Origin of the sequence: Limnobacter olei (genome assembly GCF_029087225.1) — a bacterium.
GTDB classification, from domain to species: Bacteria; Pseudomonadota; Gammaproteobacteria; order Burkholderiales; family Burkholderiaceae_B; genus Limnobacter; species Limnobacter olei.
In genome coordinates this window covers 23,400-34,439 of sequence record NZ_JARFJD010000033.1, presented here as the reverse complement: position 1 = coordinate 34,439, position 11,040 = coordinate 23,400, and the positions used below count along the sequence as shown (strand labels likewise).

The window sequence follows — 11,040 nt, the reverse complement described above, 5'->3', positions numbered from 1 at the left end:
ATTGAATAGCCGTGCGCATACACGTACCTCCACCGATAAAATGAAATCAAGAAATGAAATTCAGAATTGGCTTAAGCCAGAATGGGCGGTCGGTAAGGCAGCGCCAGGTCGGCACTGGGTAGAATTGAAGAGAAAGAAACGGAGAAAAGGGGTTTGGACTCGATCAAACCAACTTCAACCACTGGCAGGTCGAGTTTTGCCTTGTATATGGCATCGCAACTGCAACAGGGCCTTTCTTGGGACTCATGGTCGGCTGAAGCCGGGTGTGGTCCGTTTCCGGCCGAGGTGTGTTCAGCGCAATGATCCGGAATTGACGGGGATGGGCTGAACTCACTGGCAGATTGTTCGATAGATCCGGTATGACAACCCACCATGACCGCAAGCGCCGTACCCTGAAAAATGACAGAGGCGGCGATTACAAACATCAACAGTGATTTGATCACTTTGGTCATGGTTGGGCGGTCCGGTTCTTTGTCAAAAGAATAACATCGCTTTCGCAGATGTCAAACCTTGCCTTTAGTTCGAATTAGCAAGACGACGCTCTTCTAGAGTTTGGCTTTGCAATTCACGCAGCACCTCCTGACGGGATTTTCCAGAGCGTGAGTTACCCCAATCACCGTGTGTGGTCCCATCACCGCTGGCTTCAGAACCAATGATGTTTGCGCTGTAGCCGCGAAATCCCTTGCTTGCGTGTGACGCAGATTTCGCTGGATCTTTGTATCCCAGATGGGGTTCATACACCGCATCGCCCTGACCGGGGTGGAAGGCAGCATCGGCAAGTGCCACTGCAGGTGCAGCAATGGCGAAGGTGGTAATCAGAACAGCGGCAATTTTAATATTTTTCATGATGATCTCCTGATTGACTCGAATTGGAGGGTTGTTTACTAAACCCATGCCTTCAGTCTAGTCAGGGGCACCTGTCAGCTACCTTCCCGGTACATTACAAATATGTAATCTTCACCAAATTCGGGGTGGTTATACTGTGCTTCGGTGCACCAAATGAAGACAATTCAATGAAACTGCTTTTGATCGAAGACGACCTGCGGCTGGCCGATTACCTGAAGAAAGGATTGACCGAAGAAGGTTTTGTGGTCGATTTGGCGCGCAATGGGATTGATGGTTTGCATTTGGCCACGCAGGGGCTATACGAAGTGATTGTTCTTGATGGCATGTTGCCTGACATTGATGGTTTGGCCGTGTTGAGCGCCCTGCGCCAATCAAAAAGTATTCCGGTACTGATGCTTACAGCGCGCGCCATGGTTGAGGACAGGGTAAGCGGTCTGAAGGCCGGTGCAGATGACTACCTGGTGAAACCCTTTGCGTTTGCCGAACTGGTGGCCAGGCTTCACGCCCTGGGGCGCCGAACTTCAACAGTTGCAGCAGAGAGCCAAACCACCGTATTGACCTTGCTGGACCTGGAGTTGGATGCGGTGCGCCGCACGGCCAAACGCGGCGGCAAGGATTTGCGGCTAACGGCCAAAGAATTTTCATTGCTGTGGCTGCTGCTTCGCCGCAAGGGAGAAGTGATTAGCCGCACCGAAATTGCAGAACTGATTTGGGACATGCATTTTGACAGCGAAACCAATGTGATTGATGTGGCCATTCGCAGGTTGAGGATCAAGCTGGACGACCCTTACGAAATTCCGCTGCTTCATACCATTCGGGGCATGGGGTATGTTCTTGAGATTCGGGCGCAGGGCAAGGAGTGACCGTGAAATCAATTTCCAGAGCCACCATCGGTTTGACCAGCTCCGTCAGTGTACTGGGCGTGGTTTTACTCGCAGTGCTTGTGTATTGCTGCATCCACTTTTGGCAGGCCAAGCAACAGGAAGAAACCGCCAACCGCGCGCTTCATGCAGTTGAACACCTTTTACTAAAACCTGCTTCCGAATATTCACCCGAAGACGTGAAACATGGCCTGGAAGAAGTGTTGGGGGGGCAAGGTCGAACCCAAGCCCGCGTTGTTGACAGCCAGGGCAATCGCATATTCGGGCCAGAGGTGTTCTTCAATGGAGAGGGATCTATTCGGGAATTCTCTCAAGTGTTTGAAACAGAACTTCCCCAACTGCAAGCCAAACGGGTTGAACTGGCAGTGAGCACCGTAGATGACGAACGTTTTCTGAACTTCATTTCAGGAATTTTTGCATCGTCCATCGTGTTGTGGATCCTGGTGTCGGTGTTGATCAGTATGCGACTGATTCGCCTGGTTTTGCGCCCCATCAATCGACTGACAGAACGCATTCACAATTTGGGGCCACGCTCGCTTGATGTTGTGCTGGACGACCACAAGGCCCCGCTTGAATTGCGACCCTTCATCGACGGATTCAACCGCTTACTGGGGCAACTGCGCGAGAACCGGGAGCAATTGAAACTGTTCAACAGCAATGTTGCACATGAATTGAATACACCACTGTCAAGCTTGACCATTAGCCATGAGCTGCTTCAACGCCGCAAACTGATTGAAGGTGAGGACCTTCAAAAAATTGTCGGTGATCACCTCGACGAACTCGACCGCATGGCACGAATTATTCGCAGCATGCTGTTTCTGGCCAATGCAAACCAGGGCAGAGAACTGCAACTTCAACCTGTGCCAAGTCTTCGTCAGTTGGTGGTATCAGTCGCGGAATACCTTGAACAGTTGGCCGAAGACAGAGATCTTCGCATCACAGTTAAAAGCGATGCCACGGTGGAGGCTGAAACCGAATTGATTAAACGAGCAGTGAGCAATTTGCTGTCCAATGCAATTCGGTATGCGCAGGCCAACACAGAAATTACCGTGCAAATTACCCGAGAAGCAGAGAGGGTGTGGATCAAGGTTTCGAATGAAGGCCCGACAATTGACCCAGTCAAACTGAACCGTTTGTTCGAACCCTTTTTCCGTGCTGAAGAGGGGCGAAGTGACACTGGGAGCAATCACGGACTTGGTTTGGCCATTGTGGCTGCAATTGCGAAACTGCATGGTGGTGATGTATTTGCAAGCAGCGAAAATCAAGTTACGGTGATTGGCTTTTCGATTCACACAGAACCGCAATTGACATGAACACCGAAAAAATGACATCCTAATAATATGTATCGTTCATTCATCTTCATGTTCCTTATGTTTCTGCTGCCGCTCCAGGCCTCCTGGGGCGCGGTGGCGGATTATTGCGCGCATGACGAGCTTGCGCAACAATCATCACATTTCGGTCATCATCAAGATGAACATCATGCCCACGATAGCCAAGCTGATGCCGGTGACGATCAAGATAGCCAATATCCGCAAAACCACGACCATTCGCATTCATCCAGCTTTATCGGCTTTTCGGCTGACAACGCGAACGGCGTGATCATTGATTTCAGTTCACCCCAACAGGTGCTGAGCACTTCAAAGTATTCCTTTTTCTGTCAAACCCGCCCTGAACGCCCCAAGTGGCCTGTGTCTGCCTGATTACGGCGACACGACACCTGTCTTTACACCTTATTAAACGACTGCGTTAATTCGTCTCGCCGATTCTTTCCTTTGTACACCGGAGAAATCGATGCGAAAAATATTGCTAACGCTGGCTGCGACCGCGTTGCTGCCCAGTGCCGCCATGGCTCAGGGCAACACCCCCGAATACACCAGCAATGGGCTTAATTCCCCATCCGGGCAAGCCAGCTTGCCGCGAACAACAAACCTTACTTTGAACACCGCACTTGAAAGGGCCTATGCGGCAAACCCTGAACTGGCAGCGGCCCGAAATGCGCTGCTGGCACAAGACGGCACCATACGCCAGGCTGAAACCCGCCCCAACCCCGAATTACAGGCCCTGGTTGAAGACACGCGAAGTGCAACCCGCACCAGCACCCTGCAACTGAACCAGCGCATTGAACTGGGCGGAAAGCGTTCTGCACGAATTGATGCAGCCGAGCGCGGCAAGAACCTTGCTGAAGCTGACCTTGCCATGGTGCGGGCCACCCTGCAAACCGAAGTCACCTCTGCGTTTTACGACACGCTGGTTGCACAGGAACGTGTGCGGCTTGCCCAATCTTCCATCGACCTGGCACAAAACGCCCAGCGCGCTGCACAAAAAAGGGTTGAAGCAGGCAAGGTATCGCCTGTCGAGGCCACCAAAGCGGGCATTGCATTGGCTGGCGCACGCGTGGATTATGCACGCGCTGAAAGTGCGCTGAAATCGTCTAAAAAACGTTTGGCCACCGCCATGGGAGAATCCCGGGTCGGTTTTGAAACCGTTGAAGGCAATCTTGAAAACCTGCCCGAGCTGCCCGCCATCGAGACACTGGAAGACAGGTTGCAGCAATCGCCTGCATACCGGAAAGCCCAAATTGAAGTGGACCGCCGCAAGGCCATTAGCGAGGTTGAACGCAGCAAAGGCGTACCCGATGTGACGGTGAGCCTTGGTGGGCGAAAAAATCAGGAACTTGGCTTGAACCAGGCCATTTTTGGGGTATCCATTCCCATCCCTGTTTTTGACCGCAACCAGGGCAACTTGCTTGAATCACTGCGACGCGCTGACCAGGCCAAAGATGAACTGACAGCAACGCAATACCGCTTGTCTCGCGATTTACAAGCCGCATACGAAAACCTGAGCGCGTCCCGCGAGGAATTCCTGGCCTTGCGTGACAGCATTTTGCCCAGTGCAGAAAGCGCCTACAACGCTGCAAGCAAGGGTTTCGAGATGGGCAAGTTCAGTTTTCTGGAAGTGCTGGACGCACAACGCACCCTGTTTGATGCCATGGCGCAAAGCCAGCAATCGCTCGCCCAATCCCACCGGTATGCCGCCGAACTGCAAGGGATTCTTGGGCAAACACCAGCCAATATTCAGTAGGACCACTTAATCATGAAACGCAATTTCAGCAAGAAACAAATCATTTCCATCGCCCTGCTTGTTGCAGTGGGTGCCCTGCTGCCAGCCCTTATTTTAACCACAGGCAATTCCCAGCCTGGGCAAACCAATGGCACACAACTTGAACAAGCCAACCCCAATGAACCTGTCAAAGGACCCAAAGGGGGCAAGTATTTCGCGCAAGACGGCTACGGGGTCGAGGTGACCATTTTTGAGGACGGTGTAGACCCCGAGTTCAGAATTTACACCTACAAAGACAACGCCTTGCTGCCCCCCGAGGCCACCAAGGCAAGTATTGAACTTGAGCGCTTGGGTCGAAAGCCGCAAACCATCAACTTTGCACCTGCAAACAATTTTTTGCGCGGCGATGCCGTAGTGTTTGAGCCCCATTCATTCCGTGTTGCCGTGAATGCGCAACACCAAGGCAAGCAATACCGCTTCGCTTATGACCAGATCGAGTTCCGAATCGACATGAGCGCCGAGCAAATGAAACAAAGCGGCATTGAACTGGCCACAGCCGGCCCGGCCAAAATCAAAAGCAGCATTGAATTGATCGGCGAAATCCAGTTCAACAGCGACAACACGGTACGCGTGGTGCCACGCTTGAGTGGCATTGTGGAATCTGCCCCCGTGAACGCGGGTGATCAGGTTAAAAAGGGACAAGTGCTGGCCGTAATTTCCAGCCAACCCCTGGCAGACCAGCGAACCGAGTTGCTGGCAGCGCAAAAACGCCTGGCATTGGCCAACACCACATTCGAGCGGGAAAAGAAACTGTGGGAAGACAAAATTTCAGCCGAGCAAGATTATCTGCAAGCGCGCAATACCAAGCAAGAGGCTGAAATTGCAGTGCTGAACGCACGGCAAAAGCTCGCCTCGATCAATGGCGGCGCCACCATTGGAAGCCAACTGACCCGCTATGAAATTCGGTCACCGATATCAGGCACCGTGGTGGAAAAAAACATTGCTTTGGGGCAGGCGTTGAAAGAAGACGCCAATATTTTCACGGTGGCCGATTTGTCCACCGTGTGGGCCGAAATGACGATTTACCCCAAAGACCTGAACACAGTGAAGGTAGGCCAGCAAGCCACCGTGAAAGCCACGGCATTTGAATCGGAAAGCGTGGGCAAAGTGGCGTATGTGGGTTCCCTGGTGGGTGAACAAACCCGCACCGCCACTGCACGCATTGTGTTGCCGAACCCCGATTCTGTGTGGCGTCCCGGGCTGCCAGTGAAAGTTGAACTGGTGGCCGAGGAAAGTGAAGTACCGGTTGCCATTTCAACCGAAGCCCTTCAAACCATTCTGGATGGACCGGCCGTGTTTGGTCGCTATGGCCAACAGTTTGAGGCACGCCCGGTTGAACTGGGCCGCAACGATGGCAAAACCGTTGAAGTGTTGGGCGGCCTGGACGCGGGTGAGCAATACGCGGCAACCAACAGCTTCCTGATCAAGGCGGACATCGGCAAATCAGGGGCAAGCCATGACCATTGATTCAACGCTTGCCCACATCTGCACCACCCTTTGCCAATGCACGCAAACAGAGGAAGTACCGAATCATGTTTGAAAAAATAATCCGTTTCGCCATCGAACAACGATGGTTTGTGATGCTGGGAACCGTGGGCCTGATTGCCCTGGGTATTTACAGTTATCAAAAATTGCCAATCGACGCTGTACCCGACATTACCAACGTTCAGGTTCAAATCAACACCTCCGCACCAGGCTACTCGCCGCTGGAGTCTGAACAGCGCATTACCTTTCCCATTGAAACTGTGATGGCCGGTTTACCCGGCCTGCAGGAAACCCGTTCCATTTCACGCTACGGCCTGTCGCAGGTCACCGTGATTTTCAAGGAAGGCACCGACATTTATTTCGCACGCCAACTGGTCAATGAACGCATTCAGCAAACCAAAGGGCAACTGCCCGCCGGAATCGATCCCGCGATGGGGCCAATTTCCACGGGTTTGGGTGAAATTTTCATGTGGACCGTGGAAACCAAAGAAGGGGCTGTGAAAGAAGATGGCACACCCTACACCCCCACGGATCTTCGGGAAATTCAGGACTGGATCATCAAGCCCCAACTACGCAATGTGCCCGGCGTCACCGAGATCAACACCATTGGCGGCTATGCCAAGGAATTCCAGATTGCACCCTCGCCCGACAAACTGGTTGCACAGGGTATTTCGCTGAAGGACCTGTTGCGGGCTGTTGAACAAAACAACAGCAATGTGGGCGCTGGTTACATTGAGAAACGGGGTGAACAGTATTTGATCCGTGCGCCGGGTCAGCTCAACAACATTGCCGACATTGAAAACGTGATTGTGTCAAACCGCGCCGGTGTGCCCATTCGCATTAAAGATGTTGCGCAGGTTTACATTGGCAAAGAACTTCGCACCGGTGCCGCCACAGAAAATGGCAGAGAGGTGGTGCTGGGCACGGTGTTCATGCTGATTGGTGAAAACAGTCGCGTGGTGTCGCAAGCGGTGTCAAAAAAACTGGAAGAAGTAAACCGGAACCTGCCGGAAGGGGTAGTTGCGCAAACCGTTTACGACCGCACGGTGCTGGTGGACAAAGCCATCAACACCGTGAAAAAAAACCTGATTGAAGGCGCCATTCTGGTAATTGCAATCCTGTTTCTTTTTCTGGGCAATATTCGCGCGGCCATCATCACGGCGATGGTAATTCCACTGTCCATGCTGTTCACGTTTTTTGGCATGGTCAATAACGGGGTTAGTGCCAACTTGATGAGCCTGGGCGCACTGGATTTCGGCATCATCATTGACGGTGCCGTGGTCATTGTTGAAAACTGTGTGCGCCGCTTGGCCCATGCACAAACCAAAGCGGGGCGAACACTCACGCGCAAAGAACGCTTTCATGAAGTGTTTCTGGCCTCCAAGGAAGCGCGACGATCCCTGCTGTTCGGCCAACTCATCATCATGGTGGTTTACCTGCCCATTTTTGCGCTCACCGGTGTGGAAGGAAAAATGTTCCACCCCATGGCCTTCACCGTGGTGGCGGCACTGCTGGGTGCCATGATTCTCTCGATCACCTTCATTCCGGCAGCGGTGGCTTTATTGATCACAAACAATGTCAGCGAGAAAGAAAACCGCATCATGACGTGGGCAAAGCGTGGATACGAACCCGCACTGGTCAAGTCCATGGCCAACAAACCGGTGGTGCTTTCAATTGCCGTGGTGTTGGTGGTTTTATCGGGTTTGCTGGCAACCCGCATGGGCAGCGAATTTGTGCCCAGCTTGAATGAAGGCGACATTGCCTTGCATGCCCTGCGCATTCCGGGCACCAGCTTGAGCCAGGCCATTGGCATGCAAACTGAACTGGAAAAAACAATCAAGCAGTTTCCTGAGGTGGACCGTGTATTTGCCAAAATTGGCACGGCCGAAATTGCAACCGACCCGATGCCACCAAACGTGGCAGACAATTTCGTGATGCTGAAACCCACCTCGGAATGGCCAGACCCCAGCCGCAGCAAAACCGACCTGGTGGAGGCCATGCAAACCGCTGTCATGAAAATACCAGGCAACAACTATGAATTCACCCAGCCCATTCAAATGCGATTCAATGAATTGTTGTCGGGTGTGCGAAGTGATGTGGCTGTGAAGGTATTTGGTGATGACCTGGACACACTGAATACCGTGGCCGGAGAAATTTCCGAAGTGCTGGAAAAAGTCGATGGCGCAGCAGACGTGAAAGTAGAACAAACCACGGGCCTGCCCATGCTGACCGTTCAAATTGATCGCGAAAAAACTGCACGGTTTGGCATCAACGTGACCGACGTTCAAAACACCGTTGCCATGGCCGTTGGCGGGCAGGAAGCAGGTGTGCTGTTTCAGGGCGATCGCAGGTTTGACATCACCGTGCGCTTGCCCGAAGCGCTGCGAAACGACCTGCAGGCCATTGCGCGGCTGCCCATTCAGTTGCCAGGCAATACGGCTGGCAGCGACATGCCCCTGTTTGTTCAACTGGGTGATGTGGCAAGCCTGGACATCGCACCCGGGCCAAACCAAATCAGCCGGGAAAATGGCAAGCGCCGCGTGGTGGTAACCGCCAACGTGCGTGGCCGCGACATTGGTTCATTTGTGGCCGATGCTCAAAGCCAGATTCAGCAGAAGGTGAAAGTACCAGCAGGCAACTGGATCAGCTGGGGGGGTACGTTTGAACAGTTGCAATCGGCCTCCAAACGACTGCAAATTGTAGTTCCGCTGTCACTGTTTCTGGTGTTCCTGTTGTTGTTCATCATGTTCAACAACGTTCGGGATGGCTTGATTGTGTTCACGGGTGTACCGTTTGCATTGACTGGCGGTATTTTGGCCTTGTGGTTGCGCGACATTCCATTGTCAATTTCAGCGGGGGTGGGCTTCATTGCACTTTCTGGTGTGGCGGTGCTGAACGGGCTGGTGATGATTTCATTTATCCGCAGCCTGCGCGAGGAGGGCATGCCCTTAGACAAGGCCATTCATGACGGTGCCATGACACGGCTTCGCCCGGTGCTGATGACCGCGCTGGTGGCTTCACTTGGCTTTATTCCGATGGCGATTGCCACGGGTACCGGCGCTGAGGTTCAACGGCCCCTGGCCACAGTAGTAATCGGGGGAATTCTGTCATCAACCGCCCTTACCCTGCTGGTGCTTCCCATTCTTTACCGGTTGACCCACCGCAAGGAAGAGGAAATGAACGTTACTGATCAACAAGCAAAACCTGCTTACAACACATAGGCTAGCAACATGGGCTGGATTATTTTGAAGTACCTGACCACCGCAGGCCTGGTGGTCCTTATTTCCGAAGTGGCCAAGCGCAGTGACAAACTGGGCGCGTTGATCGCAGCATTGCCCATGGTCACGGTGCTGACGCTGATTTGGCTTGCTGTTGAAAAGGCACCGCAGGAAAAAATTGCCAACCACGCCTACCTGACATTCTGGTATGTGCTGCCCACCCTGCCCATGTTTTTGGCCTTCCCCTGGCTGTTGCCCAAGGTGGGGTTTGTGTTCTCGCTGGCGGGCAGCGCATTGCTTACTCTGGTTTGCTTCGCCATAACAGTGAAAGTGGCAGCGGGTTTTGGTGTTCAACTTTGGTTTAAATAAGGGGTAGACAATATGGGCGCAGGACATTCCCATGATGTGAAAGTAGAAGGATACGAAAAACCGCTGTGGATCACCTTGATACTCACCACCAGCTTCATGGTGGCCGAAGTTGTGGGCGGCATATTTACCAACAGCCTGGCTTTGATTTCCGATGCGGCACACATGTTCACCGACTCTGCGGCGTTGGCCATTTCCTTGGCAGCCATTCAAATTGGAAAACGCGCGGCTGATTCAAAACGTACATTTGGCTACCACCGTTTCGAAATTCTGGCGGCTGCTGTCAATGCCATTCTGCTGTTCGGGGTGGCCATTTACATTCTGATAGAGGCGTACCTGCGAATATCGAATCCACCCGATATTCAGTCGAACGTGATGCTGATTGTTGCCTCACTTGGCCTGCTTGTGAATTTGATCTGCATGAAAATCCTGAGCGGCTCGAAAGACGACAATCTGAATATCAAGGGTGCTTACCTTGAGGTGTGGGGCGACATGCTGGGATCTGTGGGCGTGATCGTGGGTGCCTTGTTGATTCGATGGACGGGTTGGGGCTGGATCGACTCCGTAATTGCCGTGGGCATCGGGCTTTGGGTGCTGCCACGTGCGTGGGCCCTGTTAAAACAAAGCACACATATTTTGCTGGAGGGCACACCGGAACATTTGAACATTGACGAGATAAAGCAGGCACTGTCGAGCCACTGTGGCGTGGACAGCATTCATGATTTGCATGTGTGGTCCATTTCCAGCGGCAAGTCCAGCTTGTCAGTTCATGTGGTATGCCAGCACCGGGAGGTGGATTGGACTGATTTGCTTCAACAAATTCGCACCATGCTGGCAAACCGGTTTGACTTGCACCACACCACCATACAGCTTGAGGCTACACCGTGTAGCGATGCGAGTGGAGAACACAGCTACACCGGCTCACCATGAAGCGCCCAGGTCTGCCGGGTTGTTGCTGGCATATGCGAGGCTTCCCCCGGCAATCGCGCTTGCGGTTACAATCAGGGCGGTAAACAATTTTCTCTGTTTCATAATTTCACCCCGTAGTTGAAAGTCAATCAAGCAGGTTTGCTTGTGACAGTTCCTACTTTGCCCATGCAAACTTAGCGCAACATTAGATGCGT

General features: G+C 52.8%; 11 protein-coding genes. 8 read left to right on the top strand and 3 right to left on the bottom strand.

Going from position 1 to position 11,040, the window contains the following annotated elements:
• Positions 1-71: 71 nt before the first annotated feature.
• Both PY990_RS15280 and PY990_RS15275 read right to left on the bottom strand, forming a co-directional pair.
• Positions 72-452: a hypothetical protein gene (locus PY990_RS15280; RefSeq protein ID WP_275272351.1), complete on the bottom strand. Its 381-nt coding sequence runs from the start codon at positions 450-452 to the stop codon at positions 72-74.
• Positions 453-516: 64 nt separating this feature from the next.
• Positions 517-846: a hypothetical protein gene (locus PY990_RS15275; protein WP_105027843.1), complete on the bottom strand. Its 330-nt coding sequence runs from the start codon at positions 844-846 to the stop codon at positions 517-519.
• Positions 847-1,013: 167 nt separating this feature from the next.
• Between PY990_RS15275 and PY990_RS15270 the strand changes: the two genes are divergently transcribed.
• From PY990_RS15270 to PY990_RS15235, 8 genes are all read left to right on the top strand, one after another.
• On the top strand, positions 1,014-1,709 hold the full coding sequence (locus tag PY990_RS15270) for a heavy metal response regulator transcription factor (RefSeq protein ID WP_275272350.1): 696 nt from the start codon (positions 1,014-1,016) through the stop codon (positions 1,707-1,709).
• A gap of 2 nt (positions 1,710-1,711) precedes the next feature.
• On the top strand, positions 1,712-3,040 hold the full coding sequence (locus tag PY990_RS15265) for an ATP-binding protein (RefSeq protein ID WP_275272349.1): 1,329 nt from the start codon (positions 1,712-1,714) through the stop codon (positions 3,038-3,040).
• Positions 3,041-3,067: 27 nt separating this feature from the next.
• Positions 3,068-3,427, top strand: coding sequence for a hypothetical protein (locus PY990_RS15260; RefSeq protein ID WP_171097045.1), 360 nt, complete (start codon positions 3,068-3,070; stop codon positions 3,425-3,427).
• 91 nt (positions 3,428-3,518) lie between these two features.
• Complete coding sequence (locus PY990_RS15255) at positions 3,519-4,808, top strand: TolC family protein (RefSeq protein ID WP_171097043.1); 1,290 nt, start codon at positions 3,519-3,521, stop codon at positions 4,806-4,808.
• Positions 4,809-4,820: 12 nt separating this feature from the next.
• Positions 4,821-6,314 carry an efflux RND transporter periplasmic adaptor subunit gene (locus PY990_RS15250; RefSeq protein WP_275272348.1) on the top strand — a complete coding sequence of 498 codons (1,494 nt, stop codon included), beginning with the start codon at positions 4,821-4,823 and terminating at the stop codon, positions 6,312-6,314.
• Positions 6,315-6,379: 65 nt separating this feature from the next.
• Positions 6,380-9,553 carry an efflux RND transporter permease subunit gene (locus tag PY990_RS15245; RefSeq protein ID WP_275272347.1) on the top strand — a complete coding sequence of 1,058 codons (3,174 nt, stop codon included), beginning with the start codon at positions 6,380-6,382 and terminating at the stop codon, positions 9,551-9,553.
• 9 nt (positions 9,554-9,562) lie between these two features.
• Positions 9,563-9,919 (top strand): DUF3147 family protein, encoded by a 357-nt coding sequence (locus PY990_RS15240; protein ID WP_105027835.1) that lies wholly within the window; start codon positions 9,563-9,565, stop codon positions 9,917-9,919.
• Positions 9,920-9,931: 12 nt separating this feature from the next.
• Positions 9,932-10,846: a cation diffusion facilitator family transporter gene (locus PY990_RS15235; protein WP_275272346.1), complete on the top strand. Its 915-nt coding sequence runs from the start codon at positions 9,932-9,934 to the stop codon at positions 10,844-10,846.
• Here the strand turns inward: PY990_RS15235 and PY990_RS15230 are convergent.
• Entirely contained in the window at positions 10,838-10,948 is a 111-nt protein-coding gene (locus tag PY990_RS15230; RefSeq protein WP_240605654.1) for an MICOS complex subunit MIC60, read from the bottom strand. The two genes, PY990_RS15235 and PY990_RS15230, sit on opposite strands and share 9 nt — an antisense overlap.
• Between the last annotated feature and the right edge of the window lie 92 nt (positions 10,949-11,040).